This is a genomic window from Bacteroides mucinivorans, assembly GCF_034654355.2.
Taxonomy (GTDB): domain Bacteria; phylum Bacteroidota; class Bacteroidia; order Bacteroidales; family Bacteroidaceae; genus Bacteroides; species Bacteroides nordii.
Window position 1 is genome coordinate 1,515,163 of record NZ_CP178179.1, and the last position, 23,365, is coordinate 1,538,527.

The following is a 23,365-nucleotide window of genomic DNA, read 5'->3' on the forward strand; positions in this document are numbered from 1 at the left end:
TTTAAGAAAAATATAGTATAGCTGATTGAGAGGTTATGCCAATTCTACTGTCGGGTTATGTATGGTCAGTCCTCCATCTGCTACTATGGTTTGTCCGGTGATGTATCGTGCATCTTCCGAGGCCAGAAAGGCAATAGTAGCTGCGATGTCCTGCGGTTCTCCCAGATAAGGAGTAGCGCACTGTCCTAAGAAAATATTGCGTACATCTTCATTCATGTTGTTTAAAGCAGCAGGAGTGAGTACAAGTCCGGGAGCTACGGCGTTGCAACGGATATTCTTTTTGCCTACTTGTGTGGCTATGTATCTGGTCAAGTTAATTACTCCGGCTTTACTTGCACCATAAAGTGTACCACTTGCATCAGCAGTAATTCCGCTGATGGAAGCCACATTAACAATATTACCTCCACCGTGTACCTTCATTATAGGTATAATGAGTTGTGAAAGATACATTGTACAGGATAGATTAAGATGAAATGCTTCGTCAAAATAGTCTATGTCCAGTTTTTCGATATTGCCATCTCGTTTGGGGTCGGTTCCGCCCACATTATTTACCAGTACATCTACCTGCCCATATTCTTTCATGGCAAATTCTGCCAGTTCTTTACTACTTTGAAGTACGGTTGCCGAGAAATAAGTGGCACGCACATCTGCTCCGGACTGAGTTAGTTCGGTAGCCAGTTTGTCAGCCTTTTCTTTAGAATAATCAGCGATTATTACTTTCCCTCCTTCGGATACGATACGACGGGTGGTTGCCTCTCCAATACCGCTGGCTGCACCGGTAATGATGGCTACTTTATTTTCAAATCTGTTCATGATAGAATGGTTTATGTGGGTTCTTCTGTTTTAAAACAATCAGCTATAAGAAAAGGTTATTTTTCTATATCTTGGTTTAATACGATTTCCGTTTTCATTAGTGACTTTTGCATCTGCCATTCTTTTATCGGTTCATTTGTTTATAAATCTGTTAAATGTTAACGGAATACACTGAATGTGTTAATGGCCGGTCGATTCTATTAAACCATGTTATAATACACCCCGTTATGTCACGGATATTTGGAGGTTTCTTGAAAATCTGTACCTTTGCATTGTGTTTTTCATAGTATTAGATTTAAGGTTAACAAAGATTGGCTGTCTGGGATAGATAGCCTTTTTTTATGTCCATATGTGACCTCCTCGGATTGTGAATGTATATGTTAATTGTTAACGTAATAAGTCTAAAGTGTTAACGCGATCTCTTTACCATTAAACCATGTTATAATATGGCCTTTAAAGGCTCTGAAATTTGCTGATTTCCTGAGAATCGGTATCTTTGTACAGTGTTTTTTTCATAAGTATTAGATTTAAGGTTAACAAGGATTGGCTGCGCGTGATGCGTAGCCTTTTTTTGTTTATATGATAAATATCTGCTTCTTTTTTAAATTTATAAAATATCCGAAAGCAAAACGTCATTTATATTGTTATTAGTGCAATGTCGCCTGTCTTTTGGCTTATCTTGTTTATAAAATTATTAAAGAAAAGAATTATGAGAAAGAATTTATTATTATTTGGAGCACTGATCGGTGCCTTTTTGCTAACCTCTTGTTCGGGAGGAAATAAGAGTCAATCAACTACTTCTGTGAGTACGGCAAATGTAGAAGATGCAATGGAAGTAGTTAAGTATTACAATACTTCTCTTAGTGTACTGAAAGATGTAGTGAATGAGAAAGACGTAAATGCCGTTCTGGGATATATGGAACAGAAAGGTAAAGCTCCTGCTCTTACGCCCATTACACCTCCTGTCATTTCTGAGAAAGATACTGTGATGCTGATGAATCCGGGTACTTGCTTTAACGAAGAGACCCGTCAGAACCTGAAACAGAATTATGCAGGTCTGTTTCGTTCAAGAGCTCAGTTCTATTCCAATTTCAATACCTATTTGTCTTATTTGAAAACAAAGGATTATACTAAGGCGAACCAGCTTCTCGAAGCGAGTTATCGGCTGAGTATAGAGATGGCCGAGTATAAAATGAATGTTTTTGATATTCTGAGTCCTTTTACCGAACAGGCTGAACAGGTGCTTCTGGCAGACAGTCCGTTAAAAGAACAAATTATGTCTGTTCGTAAAATGGCATCCACGATGCAGAGTATTATTAATTTGTATGCCCGTAAGCATGTTGTGATGGAAACTGCACGCATTGACCTGAAAATAGCCGAACTTACCAGGCAATTGGAGGCAGCCAGAAAACTTCCTGTCGTAGCTGGACACGAAAACGATATGAAAGCTTATCAGGCATTCTTGGCACAAGTTGAAACTTTCATCAAGCAAGCACAGAAAGTACGGGAAAAAGGAGAGTATACAGATGCCGATTATGAAATGTTGACCAGTGCATACGAAACGTCTGTCATATAAAAACTCCTGCTTAATCCAAAAAAATTATATCTTTGTGGCATTTTAGTACGTATGTGACAGTACGTACTAAAATGTTTTTTTGTAAAATATCAATTTAATATAAGAAATATGGAGAAGGTTATTATCAATTCGTATGAGGAATTTGAAAAGTTAGTAGGTCAGCAAATCGGAGTTTCGGATTATTTGGAAGTTTCGCAGGAACGTATTAATCTTTTTGCCGATGCAACTTTGGATCATCAGTGGATTCATGTCGATACAGAGCGTGCCAAAGTAGAAAGCCCGTATCATAGTACCATTGTTCATGGTTATCTTACTTTATCGTTGCTTCCTTATATGTGGAACCAGATTATTGAAGTGAACAACCTGAAGATGATGATAAATTATGGTATGGATAAGATGAAATTCGGCCAGGCTGTATTGCCAGGGCAGAGTGTTCGTATGGTGGCAAGTCTTCATTCTCTGACCAATTTGCGTGGTGTAGCAAAAGCTGAAATTAAATTCGTTATTGAAATTAAAGATCAGCCAAAGAAAGCGCTCGAAGGTATTGCTATATTCTTATATTACTTTAATTAAAGCTTCTGAGAATTTGTATTATGAGAGAAGCACATTGCTTATGAATGAGATTCTACAAAAATCTTGTATTCTTTCTGTTTTATAGAGAATATCCAACTTGTACAATGTTCCTATTTTTATCAGTATGCTTTTATATATGTAAGCAATAGCTTTAATAATGAGAATAACTCAAGGATTAAGAAACCACAACACCCGGGTGTTCTTATAGGAAACATCCGGGTGTTGTGGGCTAAAACATCCGGGTGTTTTTGACAAGAACATCTGGATGTTATAAATATAAGAGAGTTGTATTATCATCAATATGATATTGGTATTTAACGTGTTATATATGTATTGTTCATACTATAAATCTTCGCTTAGTATCTGTGCGTATTTTCCCATTTCTATTTTTTTGTTATCATCAATCCTTACTTGTTTTCAATAAAAAAAGTGTACATTTATTATTTTTTTGTAATCTATTGCTATTCAGTGCGTTGCTATTTTTGTTTTTTCCTCTACGAGAAACGTCCCGTTTCTCTACGATGAACGTCCTGTTTCTCTACGAGTCTCTCTTTTCTTGTTTCTAATATTTTACATTTCTTTTTTTTCTTTCTAATTCTTCCTTCTTCTTATGTCAGATTCTCTTTCTTTCCTCTTCCCTTTTTCTCCTTCTTTGTTTTTTTCCTCTCGCACGTGTATACGTGCGCGCTTATATATTATAATGTGTCTTTGTTTTCCTTCCTTTCGTTTTTTATGTTTTACAACACCTTTGCTTATCAGCGTATTACGATAAATTTTCATTTTTATTCCAAAATAATTCCTGATATGTTTTGTGTATATTGTAAAAAGGTCTACTTTTGCATCCGCTTAGCAAGAGAGTCTAAGCCTTTTAAGATTGACATATTGAAAGCGCGGATTACCGGATAACGAATAAACAAAAAAAACTTCTGAAAAGATTTGGTTTTAAAGTTTAAAAGTTCTTATCTTTGCAGTCCGATTCGCAAATGAAAAGGCGTTTTTTCTTTGTAGGTTTTTTCTCCTTTCGCAAGAGAGCTGTTAGAGAATCCTCGGGGAAAAACTAAAAAAAAAACTTTCCAAAACATTTGGTAGTTATAAAAAAGTCCTTTACCTTTGCACCCGCTTTTGAAACGAAGCGATTTTAAAAACGAAGCGTTCTTTGAAAAATTGATAAACAATACAAGTAGTACAAGTCCAAAACACTAAAATGTTTTGAGAAATTAGAACCGTCAATACTTATATATAGGTATTTGAAATAAGGTCAATAAATAACGGTATCCTGAACAGAGCAACGACTTTACTATTGCCTTTTGACAGTTTCAATCGTAAATTGTCAATTGTCTGATAGTAAATCAAAATAACTTTTACAATGAAGAGTTTGATCCTGGCTCAGGATGAACGCTAGCTACAGGCTTAACACATGCAAGTCGAGGGGCATCAGGATGTAGCAATACATTGCTGGCGACCGGCGCACGGGTGAGTAACACGTATCCAACCTGCCTTTTACTCGGGGATAGGCTTTCGAAAGAAAGATTAATACCCGATGGCATAATATTTCCGCATGGGATTATTATTAAAGAATTTCGGTAAAAGATGGGGATGCGTTCCATTAGGCAGTTGGCGGGGTAACGGCCCACCAAACCTTCGATGGATAGGGGTTCTGAGAGGAAGGTCCCCCACATTGGAACTGAGACACGGTCCAAACTCCTACGGGAGGCAGCAGTGAGGAATATTGGTCAATGGGCGAGAGCCTGAACCAGCCAAGTAGCGTGAAGGATGACTGCCCTATGGGTTGTAAACTTCTTTTATATGGGAATAAAGTGAGCCACGTGTGGCTTTTTGTATGTACCTTATGAATAAGGATCGGCTAACTCCGTGCCAGCAGCCGCGGTAATACGGAGGATCCGAGCGTTATCCGGATTTATTGGGTTTAAAGGGAGCGTAGGTGGACATGTAAGTCAGTTGTGAAAGTTTGCGGCTCAACCGTAAAATTGCAGTTGATACTGTGTGTCTTGAGTACAGTAGAGGTGGGCGGAATTCGTGGTGTAGCGGTGAAATGCTTAGATATCACGAAGAACTCCGATTGCGAAGGCAGCTCACTGGACTGTTAACTGACACTGAGGCTCGAAAGTGTGGGTATCAAACAGGATTAGATACCCTGGTAGTCCACACAGTAAACGATGAATACTCGCTGTTTGCGATATACAGCAAGCGGCCAAGCGAAAGCATTAAGTATTCCACCTGGGGAGTACGCCGGCAACGGTGAAACTCAAAGGAATTGACGGGGGCCCGCACAAGCGGAGGAACATGTGGTTTAATTCGATGATACGCGAGGAACCTTACCCGGGCTTAAATTGCATTTGAATAATTTGGAAACAGATTAGCCGCAAGGCAAATGTGAAGGTGCTGCATGGTTGTCGTCAGCTCGTGCCGTGAGGTGTCGGCTTAAGTGCCATAACGAGCGCAACCCTTATCTTTAGTTACTAACAGGTCATGCTGAGGACTCTAGAGAGACTGCCGTCGTAAGATGTGAGGAAGGTGGGGATGACGTCAAATCAGCACGGCCCTTACGTCCGGGGCTACACACGTGTTACAATGGGGGGTACAGAAGGCAGCTACACGGCGACGTGATGCTAATCCCAAAAGCCTCTCTCAGTTCGGATCGAAGTCTGCAACCCGACTTCGTGAAGCTGGATTCGCTAGTAATCGCGCATCAGCCACGGCGCGGTGAATACGTTCCCGGGCCTTGTACACACCGCCCGTCAAGCCATGGGAGCCGGGGGTACCTGAAGTACGTAACCGCAAGGAGCGTCCTAGGGTAAAACTGGTGACTGGGGCTAAGTCGTAACAAGGTAGCCGTACCGGAAGGTGCGGCTGGAACACCTCCTTTCTGGAGTGATGCCGTAATCATGACTTTATGGTTCTAATAGTACTACTGGTACTTGTTTATTTATAGAATATAGATCAACCATCTATAGAAGTATAGATAGAGATAAACAAGAGAAAACAGAAGCCGGGTCTAATAATAGGCTCAGTTTGAACTAGTCCTATAGCTCAGTTGGTTAGAGCGCTACACTGATAATGTAGAGGTCGGCAGTTCAACTCTGCCTGGGACTACTTCTCGAATTGAAAATGGAAAGTTGAAAGTTGAAAATGATAAATCGTCTTGATTTAGTTCTTCTCGCTTCTTTCTTCTCAATTCTTCGAAGGGGGATTAGCTCAGCTGGCTAGAGCATCTGCCTTGCACGCAGAGGGTCAACGGTTCGAATCCGTTATTCTCCACTCCGATCTTGATTAGTGGTTTGTAATTTCAATTGTAAATTGTAAATCGTCCAATCGTAAATGATCACACGATCTTTGACATGTTGTACATAAAAAAAGTAAATTTAGTAAAGAGCTAAAAGTATATATCGAACCGTACGCTGTTGTTTTGACAGTATAAGGCAAGAGAAAGAAAGTAAGAAAGGGCGCATGGCGGATGCCTTGGCTCTCGGAGGCGATGAAGGACGTGATAAGCTGCGATAAGCTACGGGTAGGTGCAAATGACCTTTGATCCGTGGATTTCCGAATGGGACAACCCAATTGGTTGAAGACCGATTATACTGCACTGCAGTAGGCTAACGCAGGGAACTGAAACATCTTAGTACCTGCAGGAAAAGAAAATAAAAAATGATTCCCCTAGTAGTGGCGAGCGAACGGGGAATAGCCCAAACCAATTATGTTACGGCATAATTGGGGTTGTAGGACCACGTTGTGGGACGAAAGTTGGTGAGTGGAATGATCTGGAAAGTTCAGTCATAGACGGTGATAACCCGGTACACGAAGCCATCTGAACCCTAGTGGTATCCTGAGTAGCGCGGAGCACGAGGAATTCTGCGTGAATCTGCCGGGACCATCCGGTAAGGCTAAATACTCCCGAGAGACCGATAGCGAACCAGTACTGTGAAGGAAAGGTGAAAAGCACTTCGAATAGAAGAGTGAAATAGTCCCTGAAACCGTGCGCCTACAAGCGGTCGGAGCAGCTTTAGCTGTGACGGCGTGCCTTTTGCATAATGAACCTACGAGTTACTTTTTCCGGCAAGGTTAAGCGTCTCAAGACGTGCAGCCGAAGCGAAAGCGAGTCTGAACAGGGCGCCATAGTCGGAAGGAGTAGACGCGAAACCAAGTGATCTACCCTTGGGCAGGTTGAAGGTTAGGTAACACTAACTGGAGGACCGAACCGATAAGCGTTGAAAAGCTTCCGGATGACCTGAGGGTGGGGGTGAAAGGCTAATCAAACTTGGAGATAGCTCGTACTCCCCGAAATGCATTTAGGTGCAGCCTTGTGAGTTACTAATGTGAGGTAGAGCGACTGATAAGATGCGAGGGCTTCACCGCCTATCAAGTCTTGATAAACTCCGAATGCGCATTAGTTCTATCACAGGAGTGAGGGCATGGGTGCTAAGGTCCATGTCCGAGAGGAGAAGAATCCAGACCATCAGCTAAGGTCCCCAAATAAACACTAAGTTGAACTAACGAAGTCAGATTGCTAAGACAGCTAGGATGTTGGCTTGGAAGCAGCCATTCATTTAAAGAGTGCGTAACAGCTCACTAGTCGAGGAGTTTGGCGTGGATAATAATCGGGCATTAAGTGTTTTACCGAAGCTATGGGATCAGTAATGATCGGTAGGGGAGCATTCCACTCTGCGTTGAAGGTGTACCGTCAGGTATGCTGGAGCGTGTGGAAAAGCAAATGTAGGTATAAGTAACGATAAAGGGGGTGAGAAACCCCCTCGCCGAAAGACTAAGGTTTCCTGATCAACGCTAATCGGATCAGGGTTAGTCGGGTCCTAAGGCTCAGCCGAACGGTGATGCCGATGGCAGAACAGGTTAATATTCCTGTACTACCTTTAAGAGTGACGTGGAGACGGAGGCGTGACAGCGCCGCGAACTGACGGAATAGTTCGTTGAAGGGTGTAGATGTTGATTGTGGCAGGCAAATCCACCGCAAGAGTCGAACCTGATAGTATGGAGCGTTCTTCTGAACAATCCAATAGTGCGTGTAAACATACTCCCAAGAAAATCCGCTAAACTTAATCTTAAAGGTACCCGTACCGTAAACGGACACACGTAGTCGGGTTGAATATACTAAGGCGCTTGAGTGAATCACGGTTAAGGAACTAGGCAAATTGACCCTGTAACTTCGGGATAAAGGGTCCCCGTCAGTGATGGCGGGGCGCAGAGAATAGGTCCAGGCAACTGTTTAACAAAAACACAGGGCTGTGCAAAATTGAAAGATCACGTATACAGCCTGACACCTGCCCGGTGCTGGAAGGTTAAGAGGAGATGTCATCGCAAGAGAAGCATTGAATTGAAGCCCCAGTAAACGGCGGCCGTAACTATAACGGTCCTAAGGTAGCGAAATTCCTTGTCGGGTAAGTTCCGACCTGCACGAATGGTGTAATGATCTGGACACTGTCTCAACCGTGAGCTCAGTGAAATTGTAGTATCGGTGAAGATGCCGATTACCCGCGATGGGACGAAAAGACCCCGTGAACCTTTACTATAGCTTAACATTGAATTTGGGTAATTGATGTGTAGGATAGGCCGGAGACTTTGAAGCAGGCACGCCAGTGTTTGTGGAGTCGCTGTTGAAATACGGCCCTTTGATTATTTGAGTTCTAACTCGCTAATGCGAGGACACTGTTTGGTGGGTAGTTTGACTGGGGTGGTCGCCTCCAAAAGTGTAACGGAGGCTTCTAAAGGTGCCCTCACGCCGATTGGTAACCGGCGGCAGAGTGTAATGGCATAAGGGCGCTTGACTGGGAGACTTACAAGTCGATCAGGTAGGAAACTAGAGCATAGTGATCCGGTGTTTCCGTATGGAAGGGACATCGCTCAAAGGATAAAAGGTACTCCGGGGATAACAGGCTGATCCCTCCCAAGAGCTCATATCGACGGAGGGGTTTGGCACCTCGATGTCGGCTCGTCACATCCTGGGGCTGGAGAAGGTCCCAAGGGTTGGGCTGTTCGCCCATTAAAGTGGCACGCGAGCTGGGTTCAGAACGTCGTGAGACAGTTCGGTCTCTATCTATCGTGGGCGTATGAAATTTGCGTGGCTCTGACACTAGTACGAGAGGACCGTGTTGGACTGACCGCTGGTTTACCAGTTGTGCCGCCAGGTGCATTGCTGGGTATCTAAGTCGGGATTGGATAAGTGCTGAAAGCATCTAAGTACGAAGCCAGCCACAAGATTAGATTTCTTAGGGTCGTCAAAGACGATGACGTTGATAGGAGGCAGGTGTAAAGGTAGTAATATCATAGCCGAGCCTTACTAATTGCCCGTTGACTTTTTTTTTCTTGCCTGTCTGTATGGTTTATATATACGTTTAGTTCGTTTAGTACTGAATTACTTTTTGTACACATGTCTACCTTCTTTAGGTGACTATAGCATCAGGGTTCCACCTCTTCCCATTCCGAACAGAGAAGTTAAGCCTGATCACGCCGATGGTACTGCGTAACAGTGGGAGAGTAGGTAGTCGCCGTTTTTTGAATCCCCCTTTCGTCAAGATGATTGATGGAAGGGGGATTTTTCGTTATTGGTATTCACCACAGAGTTTCACAGAGGAACACAGAGTTTCACAGAGGAATAAGTCGTATTCTTATTTATTCTGTTTATGCAGGATAATTAATACTCTGTGTTCCTCTGTGAAACTCTGTGGTGAAAGAATGATTTGTGTGATTTACGCTTTATTTCTGATTTTCTGTTATATATTTGTTGTTAAAACTGCCTATATCTTATAGAATGATATTTTTTTGAATAAAAAAGTAACGTTTTATTTGGTGGGAAAGAAATAATCTCTACCTTTGCACCGTTAAATAACAAAAGAGATAACTAAGATGAATCAATCATTTATACATATTCTACTGTGTGGTATTATTATTCTGCTGGCAAAGGTCGGGGGAAGTGAGTGTTGCGCGTAAATGTGTATAATGAAAATATACGAAAGCCTTTCTCACTTCCTGGTGCGAAAGGCTTTTTTAATAGTGTATAATCAGATTAAAAACAATAAAAGATGAGTGACAGATTATTTATTTTCGACACCACCCTCCGTGATGGTGAACAGGTTCCGGGATGTCAATTGAATACAGTGGAAAAGATTCAGGTAGCGAAAGCACTGGAGACACTGGGAGTAGATGTGATTGAAGCCGGATTCCCTATTTCCAGTCCAGGGGATTTTAATTCGGTAATTGAAATATCTAAAGCCGTGACATGGCCTACGATTTGTGCGTTGACACGTGCGGTTCAGAAAGATATTGATGTAGCAGTAGATGCATTGAAATTTGCTAAGCGTAAACGCATTCATACGGGAATTGGTACATCTGATTCACATATTAAATATAAATTCAATTCTAACCGTGAAGAAATAATCGAACGTGCAGTAGCTGCTGTTAAATATGCGCGTCGTTTTGTAGACGATGTGGAGTTCTATGCAGAAGATGCAGGACGTACGGATAATGAATATCTGGCACGGGTGGTAGAAGCGGTTATTAAAGCTGGTGCTACTGTAGTGAATATTCCTGATACAACAGGATATTGCCTTCCTTCGGAATATGGAGCGAAAATTAAATATCTGGTAGATCATGTTTCTGGCATTGAAAATGCAATAATCTCTACACACTGTCATAATGATTTAGGTATGGCTACTGCTAATACAATGGCTGGGGTGCTGAATGGTGCACGCCAGGTAGAGGTGACCATTAATGGTATTGGCGAACGTGCAGGTAATACGGCACTTGAAGAAATAGCAATGATTATCAAAAGCCATCATGAAATCGAGATAGAAACCAACATTAGTACACAGAAAATATATCCCACCAGCCGCATGGTATCTAGTTTGATGAATATGCCGGTACAACCTAATAAGGCTATCGTGGGACGTAATGCTTTTGCACATTCGTCGGGAATACATCAGGATGGCGTACTGAAGAATGTACAAACCTATGAAATTATTGATCCTAAGGATGTGGGTATTGATGATAACTCCATCGTATTGACTGCACGCAGTGGACGCGCTGCTTTGAAAAATCGTCTTTCTATGTTGGGTGTGACGCTTGATCAGGAAAAATTGGATAAGGTATATGAGGAATTTTTGAAACTTGCTGACCGTAAGAAAGATATTCATGATGATGATATTCTAGTATTGGCAGGGGCAGATCGTAGTGAGAATCACCGTATTAAACTGGAATATCTTCAGGTGACAAGTGGGGTAGGTGTACGATCGGTTGCCAGTCTGGGTCTGAACATTTCCGGAGAGAAATTTGAGGCAGCTGCTAGTGGTAATGGTCCTGTTGATGCAGCTATCAAAGCATTGAAACGAATTATAGATCGTCATATGACACTGAAAGAATTTACTATTCAAGCCATTAGCAAAGGTAGCGATGATGTAGGTAAAGTGCATATGCAGGTAGAATATGATAATCAGATGTATTACGGATTTGGAGCAAATACGGATATTATTGCCGCTTCAGTAGAAGCTTATATTGACTGTATTAACAAATTCACCAAGTAATTTCAATCGTAAATTGTAAATCGCTAAATAGTAAATAAACAGATGAATACATTATTTGATAAAATCTGGGATGCACATGTGGTTACCACAGTAGAAGATGGTCCCACTCAGCTCTATATCGACAGACTGTACTGTCATGAAGTAACGAGTCCGCAGGCTTTTGCCGGACTGCGTGAACGTGGAATAAAATGTTTCCGTCCGGAAAAAATATATTGCATGCCCGATCATAATACACCGACGCATGATCAGGACAAACCCATTGAAGATCCGATATCAAAAACACAAGTGGATACTTTGACGAAGAATGCGAAAGATTTCGGGTTAACTCACTTCGGTATGATGGATAAAAGGAACGGTATTATCCACGTAGTGGGTCCCGAACGTGGATTAACTTTACCTGGAATGACTATTGTTTGCGGTGATTCACACACTTCTACCCATGGTGCGATGGGAGCGATTGCTTTTGGTATCGGAACAAGTGAGGTAGAGATGGTACTTGCTTCGCAATGTGTATTGCAGTCTCGTCCCAAGACGATGCGTATTACTGTGGATGGAAAATTAGGCAAGGGAGTGACTGCGAAAGATATTGCACTCTATATGATGTCTAAAATGACAACCAGTGGTGCTACCGGATATTTTGTAGAATATGCAGGTGAAGCCGTTCGCAGTTTGAGTATGGAAGGCCGACTGACGTTGTGTAATCTCTCTATTGAGATGGGAGCACGTGGCGGTATGGTAGCTCCGGATGAAGTGACCTTTGAATATATCAAAGGACGTGAAAATGCTCCGAAAGGAGAAGAATGGGACAAAGCAATGGAGTACTGGAAAACACTGAAAAGTGATGCTGATGCTGTTTTTGATAAAGAAGTACGTTTTGATGCAGCCGATATAGAGCCGATGATCACTTATGGGACAAATCCCGGTATGGGTATGGGTATCACACAGTCTATTCCGACTACGGAAGGAATGAATGAAACGACTAAAACTTCTTTTATTAAATCTTTGGATTATATGGGATTTAAACCGGGTGAACCGTTACTGGGTAAGAAGATTGATTATGTATTCTTAGGTGCATGTACCAATGGACGTATTGAGGACTTCCGTGCATTTGCTTCTCTGGTAAAGGGCAGGAAAAAGGCGGAACATGTAATAGCATGGCTGGTACCAGGGTCTTGGATGGTAGATGCACAAATTCGGGAAGAAGGATTGGATAAAATATTGGAAGAAGCCGGATTTGCGATCCGTCAGCCGGGATGTTCAGCTTGTCTGGCAATGAATGATGATAAGGTTCCTGCTGGTAAGTATTCAGTTTCTACAAGTAACCGGAATTTTGAAGGACGTCAGGGACCGGGAGCGCGTACGTTGCTGGCAAGTCCTCTCGTAGCTGCTGCGGCAGCTGTGACAGGAGTGATAACAGATCCGAGAGAACTTTAATTGTAAATCGTAAACGTACCTATGTGATAAAGATTAAATAATATTTATGACCGTAGGAAATAAATTGTAAATAAACAGATGAAAGCAAAATTCAATATCATAACAAGTACATGTGTACCTCTTCCTTTAGAAAATGTGGATACAGACCAGATTATTCCGGCACGTTTTCTGAAAGCTACTACCCGTGAAGAAAAGTTTTTTGGCGATAATCTCTTCCGTGACTGGCGCTACCATCCGGATGGTTCATTAAATAAAGACTTTGTGTTGAACAATCCTATTTATGGAGGGCAGATATTGGTAGCAGGAAAGAACTTTGGTTCGGGCTCTAGCCGCGAACATGCTGCATGGGCAATAGCCGGATATGGCTTCCGTGTAGTGGTAAGTAGCTTCTTTGCTGATATTCATAAGAATAATGAGTTGAATAATTTTGTATTGCCTGTAGTGGTGACAGAGGAGTTTCTGGCGGAATTGTTTGATTCTATCTTTAAAAATCCTAAAACAGAGGTGGAAGTAAATTTGCCGGAACAGACTATTACTAATAAAGCTACCGGAAAGAGTGAACACTTCGAGATTAATGCATATAAAAAACATTGTCTGATGAATGGATTGGACGATATTGATTTTTTGTTGACGAATAAGGATAAGATAGAGGCGTGGGAAAGAAAATGAATTAATTCCGTTGTCCGTGTGCCATAAAAATGATAACAACAATATTAAATAACGATGAAAAATAATCATCCCAAAATAGAAATCATGGACACTACTCTCCGCGATGGTGAACAAACCAGTGGAGTATCTTTTGTGCCTCATGAAAAACTAATGATTGCCCGACTGCTGTTGGAAGAGCTGAAGGTGGACCGTGTAGAAATAGCTTCGGCACGTGTGTCTGAAGGAGAATTCGATGCGGTAAAGATGATTTGCGACTGGGCAGCGCGGAGAAATCTGTTACAGAAAGTGGAGGTGCTGGGTTTCGTTGACGGTCGTACTTCACTGGATTGGATACATGCTACCGGATGCCGCGTTATCAATTTGTTGTGTAAGGGATCTTTGAAACACTGTATGTATCAGTTGAAAAAGACACCGGAGGAACATATCGAAGATATACTTGCTGTAGTGAATTATGCCAATGAACTGGATATTGAAGTCAATGTATATCTGGAAGATTGGAGCAATGGTATGAAGGATTCACCCGAATATGTATTTCAGATTGTCGATGCATTGAAAGAGACAAGTATTAAGCGTTTTATGCTGCCTGATACATTGGGGGTATTGAATCCGTTGCAAGTCATTGAATTTATGCGGAAGATGAAGAAGCGCTACCCTGATACACACTTTGATTTTCATGCGCATAACGACTATGATCTGGCAGTGAGCAATGTACTTGCAGCTGTACTAAGTGGAGTTAAAGGACTTCATACAACAATTAATGGATTGGGTGAACGTGCAGGTAATGCACCTTTGGCAAGTGTGCAGGCTATCTTGAAAGATCATTTTAATGCTATTACCAATATCGATGAAAGTCGTTTAAACGATGTAAGTCGGGTAGTAGAATCTTATTCGGGTATTGTGATACCTGCCAATAAACCGATTGTAGGTGAAAATGTATTTACGCAGGTGGCCGGGGTACATGCTGACGGAGATAATAAGAGTAATCTTTATTGTAATGATCTTTTGCCCGAACGATTTGGCCGGATCCGTGAGTATGCTCTCGGAAAGACTTCGGGTAAAGCGAATATCCGTAAAAATCTTGAAAGTCTTGGCTTAGAGTTGGATGAAGAGTCTATGCGGAAAGTGACTGAGCGCATCATCGAATTAGGAGACAAGAAAGAACTTGTCACACAGGAAGATCTTCCATATATCATCTCTGATGTCTTGAAACACGACGGTATGAATAATAAAGTAAAACTGAAAAGCTATTTTGTGACGCTGGCGCATGGGTTAAAACCGATGGCTACGTTGAGTGTTGAGATAGACGGGCAGATTCATGAGGAAAGTTCGTCGGGTGATGGTCAGTATGATGCCTTTGTGCGTGCTTTACGCAAAATCTATAAGGTGACGCTGGGACGGAAATTCCCAATGCTGATCAATTATGCAGTAAGTATTCCTCCCGGTGGGCGTACTGACGCTTTTGTACAGACTGTTATCACCTGGAGTTTTGGTGAGAAAGTGTTTCGTACCCGTGGTTTGGATGCCGACCAGACAGAAGCGGCTATCAAGGCGACTATTAAGATGTTGAATATAATAGAAGAATATTAATAATAGTGATTAATTTTAGTGATTAGTGAGAAGTGATAAGTGATTAGCAGGCTGCGCTATCATACCAAATGGTACTAATCACTAATCACTTATCACTAATCATTGATCACTAATCACTAATCACTAATCGTTAAATCATTAATTAACATGGATTTTAAAATTGCAGTATTAGCAGGTGACGGTATTGGGCCCGAAATCTCTGTACAAGGGGTAGAGGTAATGAGTGCCGTTTGCGAGAAGTTCGGACATAAAGTAAATTACGAATACGCCATTTGTGGCGCAGATGCAATCGATAAAGTGGGGGATCCCTTTCCGGAAGAAACTTATCGGGTATGTAAGGAAGCAGACGCTGTACTTTTTTCAGCCGTAGGTGATCCGAAGTTTGATAATGATCCTACAGCTAAAGTTCGTCCGGAGCAGGGACTGTTGGCTATGCGTAAGAAGCTGGGACTTTTTGCCAATATCCGTCCGGTACAGACTTTTAAATGCCTGGTTCATAAGTCTCCTCTTCGTGCAGAACTGGTAGAAGGAGCTGATTTCCTTTGTATTCGTGAGCTGACAGGAGGTATGTATTTTGGTGAGAAGTATCAGGATAATGACAAAGCCTATGATACGAATATGTATACTCGTCCGGAGATAGAGCGTATACTGAAGGTTGCTTTTGAGTATGCAATGAAACGCCGCAAGCATCTTACGGTGGTAGATAAGGCGAATGTTCTTGCATCCAGTCGTTTATGGCGTCAGATAGCACAGGAGATGGCACCTGCTTATCCTGAGGTAACCACTGACTATATGTTTGTGGATAATGCAGCAATGAAAATGATTCAGGAGCCGAAGTTCTTTGATGTGATGGTGACTGAAAATACTTTTGGCGATATCCTCACGGATGAAGGTTCGGTTATAAGTGGTTCTATGGGATTGCTCCCTTCTGCTTCAACCGGCGAAAGTACTCCGGTATTTGAGCCTATTCATGGTTCGTGGCCGCAGGCAAAGGGATTGAATATTGCTAATCCGCTGGCGCAAATTCTGTCGGTAGCTATGCTGTTTGAGTATTTTGACTGTAAAGAAGAAGGAGCGTTGATTCGCAAAGCAGTAGATGCATCACTGGACGAAAAGGTACGTACTCCGGAGATTCAGGTAGAAGGTGGTGAAAAGTATGGAACCAAAGAAGTTGGTAAATGGGTGGTTGATTATATTAAGAAGAGCTGATGATCAGTAAAAGAACTTCGATACAAAAATAAAAAGGGCCTAAAGCTTGACTTTAGCCTTTGAAAATTGTATCTTTACCACTGTAATCATAAAATATATTCAGTTAGATTACACTTGAAGGAGAAAGTTTATCGCTTTCTCCTTTTTTGTGTCTATATCCTATATAAAGCTTCTGAATAGGGTATTTATTACCGGTCAGAAGGTATATTAGCCAAAATAAGAAGGTATGTTACGGTGAATCACATGCCGTGTTGCGTTAGATTACATACTATGTTGCGATGCAAATGCCATTGTGTTGCGATGCAACATACGGCAAGACGAAAAACTGAGCTTGTTTCGTTAAGAATCAATAAATCTGCTCTTGACAGAAACTCTGTCTACCTCTTTTTTCTGTCTCTTATTATATCACTTGTATAGTCGAGTAGATCAGTATACCTATCACCGTAAGTAATCCTGTATAAATGATAACTTGTGTTTGACGTGCTTTTCTGAAATCTTCTTTGGTAACTCTTGTGAGCAGATAGTACATCAACATAGCTCCACCTAATCCTACTAACATTCCTACCACTAAATCTCCCGGATAATGCAATCCCAGATAGATGCGCGTGTAGCAATTAACGGCTGCCCATGTACAAATGAAAATGCTGAGCCAGCGTTTGCGGAACAGGAACACCAGAAAGAACGCTAAACCAAAAGAGTTGGAAGCATGGCAAGAGGGAAAACCGAAGCCACCTCCACGTCTTCCGTTGACGATATGTACGAGGTCTGCAATGGGACTGGCAGGGTTAGAAGGGCGGGGACGTTCTACGATGGGACGAATGACGGTTGCACAAACCTGATCGGCGAAAGTGATAGTCAGCGCGATGCCTATGAGGCAGAATAGAACGACTTTCCAGTTGAAATTTTTAAGTAATACATATAGTATACTTGCGTACATGGGTACCCATATCCACTTTCCGGTGAAAACGGGCATGAAATAATCTCCGAATGTATTGTGAAATTCATTAAGATAAAGTAATAAATTCTGGTCTGCTTCAACAAGTGATTGTAATAGTCCGTATGTCATATTGTTTAATATTAATTCAAATTTAGAGTCGGTAGGGGAGAATAGAACAACTTATCTTTTTGCAATGTCATCATATAGCTTTTGTAAGTATGTTTTTCCCTTATCCAGATTTTCACCTTTGTGGGTACCTTCATCCAGTACAACAGAGTTTGATTCGCAATCAAATACAACTGCGTTATCGGGCGTTACCATTCCGAATGCATTTGGGAATGTGAAGAATGCAAAATGAGGAGAACCTGGGTTCAACATGTTCTTGCTGAAAGTGAATTCGTCGTGTGGTAATCCTAATTGTGCCAATAAAGTAGCAGCGATATCTATCTGAGAACCGTAAGTCGTTATTTGTCTGGGTTCCTTGACTGCACCTCCGGTGAGGATTAACGGAATAGTGTAGCGGGCAGGTGAGAGGTTGTTAATATCCTCCGGATAGACTCCCAAATGATCTGGTACAAGAATTACTACGGTATTCTTCCAAAGCGGAGTTTCTTTGAGCTGACGAACGAAATCTCCGGTACAACTATCCGTATAGGCAAATGCGTTCAGTCTGGCATTGGATAGCTTGCTGTAAGGCACTTCAAATGGTTCGTGGCTACTGGATGTTTGCAATATTTTGAAGAACGGCTCTTTTTGTGGTTTGGTTTTCAGATCGGTTATCATCCGGTTGAATACGATGTGGTCATGGGCACCCCATTTACTGAGACGTTCGGATACAGGAAAATCATCTTCGGAGATAATATCTTCAATACCAGTAGAAACAAGGAATGAACGCATATTGGTGAAGTCGGCATCTCCCCCGTAATAATATTGCAGGTCGTATCCTGCTTTTTTCAGACTGGCAGGAATAGAGGGCAGACTTTGTGTTTTGCGTGTATACTTCATGATACTGGTGGTAGGCTGCGCCGGATAGCCACTGATAATGGATACCAGTCCCCGGTCGGTGCGGAAGCTATTGGCATAGAAATGGGTGAACAAAACTCCTTCATTGGCAAACTTGTCCATGTTGACTGCTATACCCGGCTCTCCACCGAGAGTTTCCATTAAGTGAGAAGAGAAGCTCTCGAGCACTATCATGATGATATTGGGATGTTCGGTGTTAAATAATTGCGGGATCGAATCTGTAACAGGTTTATCTGTCAGTTCTGCGAACAGGTGGTCTGCTTCTTCGGCTGGCAGAAAACGATATTGTTTATCAAAAGCAATTTGCCGGGAGAAAGAGTCCATCAAGCTAAAACAAGGATTGATGGCTGCGTGATTCAGTTTTTGATTGGAGCTGAAAAAAACTTTTCCGAGGTTCATGGTTGCAACACTGAATCCTCCGCGTATGGGTATAAACAATAGGGCAGTGGCCAATAACAGAACGCCGGATACACTTACCCGGCGAAAAGGTATCTTCAAGGGGCGTTTGGCGTTGTTCAATATGAAAGATAATAAGAAATAGAGGAGCATTGCGTAAACTACCATGCCCAATATACCTCCCAATACTACCCAGATACTGACACTGGCCAGTGCGTCTTTGGGCGAAGAGAAGAAATAGAACAACGGTGTGGTGTCAAGCCGGAATCCCCAATAACCATACAATCCAAGATCGCTTATAAATATGCAGGAGAGTAATATGGATACTATTATGATATAGATGCGGCGTATCTGTTGTAGTTTTTTGGAATTAGTCCAGGCAGATGCAATCAGCAGTAATCCAGGGATTACAGTCAGATATCCTGCCATCGAAAAGTCGAGCGGAAGCCCATGCCACATCACGCTGAACCATTCTGTCCATGATACCTTATTATATAAGGTGTGATAATAAGCCATAAACACAGGCTTTTGCAGGATAAATATAAATACAAAAAGGAAATAGGTAGTAACGAATTGTATAAGTCTTCTTTTCATACTATATACTTAAAAAGATTGAACGCAGGCAAAGGTACTATACTTTTCTTTATCTTTGTGCATTAACTGACGTAAAACAGTGGTAATTATGAAAAAAATAGCAAAGAATCTGATCGGTTTGATAGGACATACACCCTTGATGGAACTGTCTGGCTATAGTTCAAAACAAGGTTTGGCTGGTAATATTGTAGCAAAACTGGAGGCATTCAATCCGGGTGGAAGTGTGAAAGACCGTGTAGCACTTTCGATGATTGAAGATGCTGAAGAGCGTGGAATCCTTAAACCGGGAGCAACGATAATAGAACCTACAAGCGGAAATACCGGTGTAGGTCTGGCGATGGTAGCTACTATTAAGGGATATCATTTAATATTGACTATGCCCGAAACGATGAGTCTGGAACGTAGAAATCTGCTAAAAGCTCTGGGAGCACAGATTGTACTGACAGACGGTCTGAAAGGAATGGCAGGTTCTATTGCAAAAGCACAGGAGCTGAAAACTACTATTTCCGGTTCGGTGATACTTCAACAGTTCGAGAACCAGTCTAATGCGGCAGTGCACCAGCGTACTACAGGTGAGGAAATTTGGGAAGATACAGATGGTCAGATAGCTGCTTTTGTGGCCGGTGTAGGTACAGGTGGAACTGTATGTGGAGTGGCCCGTGCATTGAAGAAGCACAATCCGGATGTTTATGTACTGGCTGTTGAGCCTGCCGCCTCTCCGGTGTTGGCAGGTGGAGAAGCAGCTCCTCATCGGATACAAGGTATTGGCGCTAATTTTATTCCGAAGATTTATGATGCTTCCGTTGTAGATGAGGTAATGGGAGTACCTGATGATGAAGCAATACGTACCGGGCGTGAATTGGCGGCTACGGAAGGATTGCTAGCAGGAATATCTTCGGGAGCAGCTGTTTATGCGGCACGAAAGCTGGCAGAGCGCCCAGAATTTGCCGGAAAGATGATTGTGGCATTGTTACCCGATACCGGTGAACGCTATTTGTCGACGGAACTGTTTGCATTTGATGCTTATCCGCTTGAATAAATAGTGATGAGTGAGTAGTGATTAGTGATAAGTGCCATGCGGGTCTCACCGTTCACTATCTCATCGCTACTCACTATTCACTAATCACTTATCACTACTCACTAACCACTATTTAAGATGAAATCTATATTTATCCTTTTTCTTCTCTTTTTCTCTTTATCGCTTTCGGCACAAACGTATAGTGAGTTGTCGGAACAGGCAATTGATTGTATAGAGAAAGATAGCCTTGTTCGGGCGGAAGAGTTGCTTGTTCAGGCCATGAAACTTGAACCTTCTAATCCTCATAATGCTTTGCTCTTTTCCAATTTAGGATTAGTGCAGAAACGTTTAGGGCGTTATGATGATGCACTTCAGTCGTATACTTATGCACTAAACATTGCTCCTACTGCTGTGCCTATTTTGCTGGATCGTGCCGCTCTTTATATGGAAAAGGGAATGACGGATCGTGCTTATCTGGATTATTGTGAGGCTCTTGATGCCGACAAAGTGAATAAGGAAGCTTTGTTGATGCGTGCCTATATTTATACGATCAGACGTGATTATAAAGCTGCTCGTGCGGATTATGACCGCTTGCTGGAAATTGCCCCGAAGAGCTATAGTGGACGCCTTGGGTTGGCTACTCTTGAACAGAAAGAGGGAAAATTTCGTGAGGCGCTTGAGGTAATCAATAAATTGCTGGTTGAGAATCCGGATGACGCGACTCTTTATGTGGCGCGTGCCGATGTGGAACGTGAAATGGAACATGTAGAATTGGCTCTTGTTGATCTTGAACAAGCTATCCGCTTATCGCCATCGTTGATTGATGCTTATTTACTTCGGGGGGATATCTATCTGCTTCAAAAGAAAAAAGGTCTTGCCAAAACAGATTTTGAAAAGGCGATTTCACTTGGAGTACCGCAATCCGATCTCTATGAGAGGTTGAAACAATGTAAATAGTAAGAGCTCTCTACCCGAACTGACGTATTACTTCTACAAATTCTTTACCGTATTTCTTCTTCTTGAACTCACCGATGCCGCTGATATTTCCAAACTCTTCAATTGTCATGGGGCGGGAAATACTGAGCAAGTGCAAAACTTTGTCTGATAATACAATATAGGCAGGTATTGCTTCCTGGTCTGCCAATTGTTTACGAACTCTTCGCAGGGCTTCAAACAAGTTTTCATTTTCTGTAGAAGGTGCTTCTAAAGGTAGTTCTTTATTGATAATTATCTTCTTTTTCTTTCCTTTCCGATTTTCGTTTTCGTCTCGTTTTATAATCACTAATTTCGCTTTTTGACGTCCAAATAGTACGTCATTTCCGATTTCCGTAACTTTTAAGTGATTATTTTCATTGTATGCAATTTCAAAGTACCCTATTTGCAACATTTGTAACAAATAATCCTGCCAGTCGCGTGCCGGAATATCTCTTCCGACTCCAAAAGTTTTTAGTTTATCATATCCTTTTTCTGTTAATTCAGCAGAGAAAGATCCGCGTAAAATGTCAATTAACATGCTTGTACCTATTTGCTGCCCGGTACGTGCAATTGCACTTAATGCTTTTTGTACGATAATAGTTCCGTCAAAACGTTCCGGAGGGTTTCTGCAAACATCACAATTACCACAATCTTTCTCCGATTTTTCTCCGAAATAACTTAGTAAGATACGCCTGCGGCAAATGTCTGCTTCGGCATATTGCTGCATACGTTGCAGCTTCTCAAGATTGATGGTTTGCTGGTTACTTTCGGTGGCAAACTTTGTCAGTAGAATTAAATCCCCTAACGAATAGAATAAGACTGTATCGCTTGGCATTCCGTCTCTTCCTGCACGACCTATTTCCTGATAAAAGCTCTCGATGCTTTTGGGAAGATTATAATGAATCACCCAACGGACATTTGACTTGTCAATACCCATTCCGAAGGCGATTGTGGCACATACTACCTGGATGCGGTCATTGATAAAATCGTCTTGTGTATTGTCTCGCTGATATGCTGAAAGCCCGGCGTGATAGACTCCACAGTGTATTCCGTGTTTTTGTAACATCTGTGCTACAGTTTCCGTTTTACTGCGACTCATGCAGTAGATAATACCGCTTTCGCCAGCGTGGCGGTCAATAAATTCCAGTATCGCTTTACTCTTTTCTTTTTGCTGATAACCACGCTTTACAGTGAGGCTGAGATTAGGCCGGTCGAAAGAAGAAATGAATACTTTAGGGTCGGTCAGATGTAGTTGGCGGATGATATCTTCACGGGTAATTTTATCCGCTGTTGCCGTCAGTGCGATGATGGGTATCTGGGGAAACATCTGGTGTAATATTCCCATTTGAGCGTATTCCGGACGGAAATCATGTCCCCATTGTGAAATGCAGTGTGCTTCGTCAATGGCAAAGAGAGAAAGGTTCATATCACGTAACAGGTAGTCTGCTTCTGTGATCAGTTTTTCGGGAGATATATATAAGAGTTTTAGCTTTCCTTCTATACAGGCACGGCGCAGATTGGCATTCTCAGTTTCATTATTGCTACTGTTCAAGGCTCCGGCAGCTATTCCGTTGGCGCGGAGTGCTTCTACCTGATCTTTCATTAGTGATATGAGTGGTGACACAACTACAGCAGTTCCTTCGCAAAGCACAGCCGGGAGTTGGTAGCAGATGGATTTTCCACCTCCGGTGGGCATTAATACCAGACCGTCTTTCCGGTTCAGCAGATTCCGGATAATTTCTTCTTGTAAAGGGCGGAAACTTTCATAACCAAAGTAGGTTTTCAGCGTTTGGATCATGGTTCGTATATTGAGACTTTTTGCAAAGGTACTATTTTCTTTTATCTATCATAATACGTATCTACAAGATGGGGGAAATAAACTCTCTCCGTGGACGAAAACGGGATGCTAAAAAGTTAAAGTTTCTTATTATGGCGTTTCTTCTCCCCTATTTTGACGTTTTTAACTACTTTGCTATAAAAAATATATACGCAAAATTTGTGTATGTGAAAAT

The 23,365-nt window shown here is 41.9% G+C and carries 13 protein-coding genes, 2 tRNA genes and 3 rRNA genes; 14 read left to right on the top strand and 4 right to left on the bottom strand.

The genetic code is table 11. The features are described from left to right. Window positions 1-33: 33 nt before the first annotated feature. Window positions 34-813: an SDR family NAD(P)-dependent oxidoreductase gene (locus tag VCM39_RS05250; RefSeq protein WP_289293034.1), complete on the bottom strand. Its 780-nt coding sequence runs from the start codon at window positions 811-813 to the stop codon at window positions 34-36. A 709-nt stretch (window positions 814-1,522) separates the two neighbouring features. On the opposite strand from VCM39_RS05250, the gene VCM39_RS05255 reads away from it, so the two are divergent. The 12 genes from VCM39_RS05255 (at window position 1,523) to leuB (ending at window position 16,410) form a co-directional block, all read left to right on the top strand. Then, on the top strand, window positions 1,523-2,389 hold the full coding sequence (locus tag VCM39_RS05255) for a DUF6845 domain-containing protein (protein WP_322933101.1): 867 nt from the start codon (window positions 1,523-1,525) through the stop codon (window positions 2,387-2,389). A gap of 108 nt (window positions 2,390-2,497) precedes the next feature. Continuing rightward, a complete protein-coding gene (locus VCM39_RS05260; protein ID WP_195350067.1) occupies window positions 2,498-2,962 on the top strand; it encodes a MaoC family dehydratase in 465 nt (154 codons plus the stop codon). A gap of 1,363 nt (window positions 2,963-4,325) precedes the next feature. Continuing rightward, window positions 4,326-5,849: ribosomal RNA gene (locus tag VCM39_RS05265) — 16S ribosomal RNA — on the top strand. 153 nt (window positions 5,850-6,002) lie between these two features. Further along, a tRNA-Ile gene (locus VCM39_RS05270) sits at window positions 6,003-6,076 on the top strand. Between the two features lie 91 nt (window positions 6,077-6,167). Beyond that, window positions 6,168-6,241: transfer RNA gene (locus VCM39_RS05275), tRNA-Ala, on the top strand. Window positions 6,242-6,410: 169 nt separating this feature from the next. Next, window positions 6,411-9,296: ribosomal RNA gene (locus VCM39_RS05280) — 23S ribosomal RNA — on the top strand. 79 nt (window positions 9,297-9,375) lie between these two features. After that, a 5S ribosomal RNA gene (gene rrf / locus VCM39_RS05285) occupies window positions 9,376-9,486 on the top strand. Together the 16S, 23S and 5S rRNA genes with 2 tRNA genes alongside form the textbook arrangement of a ribosomal RNA operon. A gap of 528 nt (window positions 9,487-10,014) precedes the next feature. Then, window positions 10,015-11,511: a 2-isopropylmalate synthase gene (locus VCM39_RS05290; protein ID WP_221651489.1), complete on the top strand. Its 1,497-nt coding sequence runs from the start codon at window positions 10,015-10,017 to the stop codon at window positions 11,509-11,511. Window positions 11,512-11,553: 42 nt separating this feature from the next. Next, window positions 11,554-12,945 carry a 3-isopropylmalate dehydratase large subunit gene (gene leuC / locus VCM39_RS05295; protein ID WP_221651488.1) on the top strand — a complete coding sequence of 464 codons (1,392 nt, stop codon included), beginning with the start codon at window positions 11,554-11,556 and terminating at the stop codon, window positions 12,943-12,945. 78 nt (window positions 12,946-13,023) lie between these two features. Then, window positions 13,024-13,614, top strand: a complete 591-nt coding sequence (gene leuD, locus VCM39_RS05300) for a 3-isopropylmalate dehydratase small subunit (protein WP_221651487.1) — start codon at window positions 13,024-13,026, stop codon at window positions 13,612-13,614. Window positions 13,615-13,668: 54 nt separating this feature from the next. Next, window positions 13,669-15,201, top strand: a complete 1,533-nt coding sequence (locus VCM39_RS05305) for an alpha-isopropylmalate synthase regulatory domain-containing protein (protein WP_221651486.1) — start codon at window positions 13,669-13,671, stop codon at window positions 15,199-15,201. Window positions 15,202-15,348: 147 nt separating this feature from the next. Further along, window positions 15,349-16,410 (top strand): 3-isopropylmalate dehydrogenase, encoded by a 1,062-nt coding sequence (gene leuB, locus VCM39_RS05310; RefSeq protein ID WP_002560888.1) that lies wholly within the window; start codon window positions 15,349-15,351, stop codon window positions 16,408-16,410. Window positions 16,411-16,810: 400 nt separating this feature from the next. On the opposite strand, the gene VCM39_RS05315 is transcribed toward leuB, so the two are convergent. After that, window positions 16,811-17,476: a phosphatase PAP2 family protein gene (locus VCM39_RS05315; protein ID WP_322933252.1), complete on the bottom strand. Its 666-nt coding sequence runs from the start codon at window positions 17,474-17,476 to the stop codon at window positions 16,811-16,813. 51 nt (window positions 17,477-17,527) lie between these two features. Continuing rightward, a complete protein-coding gene (locus VCM39_RS05320) occupies window positions 17,528-19,360 on the bottom strand; it encodes an LTA synthase family protein (RefSeq protein WP_322933253.1) in 1,833 nt (610 codons plus the stop codon). Window positions 19,361-19,448: 88 nt separating this feature from the next. Here VCM39_RS05320 and cysK point away from each other — a divergent pair, with 88 nt between their 5' ends. After that, window positions 19,449-20,399, top strand: a complete 951-nt coding sequence (gene cysK, locus VCM39_RS05325) for a cysteine synthase A (protein WP_221651483.1) — start codon at window positions 19,449-19,451, stop codon at window positions 20,397-20,399. A gap of 117 nt (window positions 20,400-20,516) precedes the next feature. Continuing rightward, window positions 20,517-21,335 carry a tetratricopeptide repeat protein gene (locus VCM39_RS05330; RefSeq protein ID WP_322933254.1) on the top strand — a complete coding sequence of 273 codons (819 nt, stop codon included), beginning with the start codon at window positions 20,517-20,519 and terminating at the stop codon, window positions 21,333-21,335. A gap of 10 nt (window positions 21,336-21,345) precedes the next feature. Here VCM39_RS05330 and recQ read toward each other — a convergent pair whose 3' ends face one another. Continuing rightward, a complete protein-coding gene (gene recQ / locus VCM39_RS05335; protein ID WP_221651482.1) occupies window positions 21,346-23,151 on the bottom strand; it encodes a DNA helicase RecQ in 1,806 nt (601 codons plus the stop codon). Window positions 23,152-23,365 lie beyond the last annotated feature (214 nt).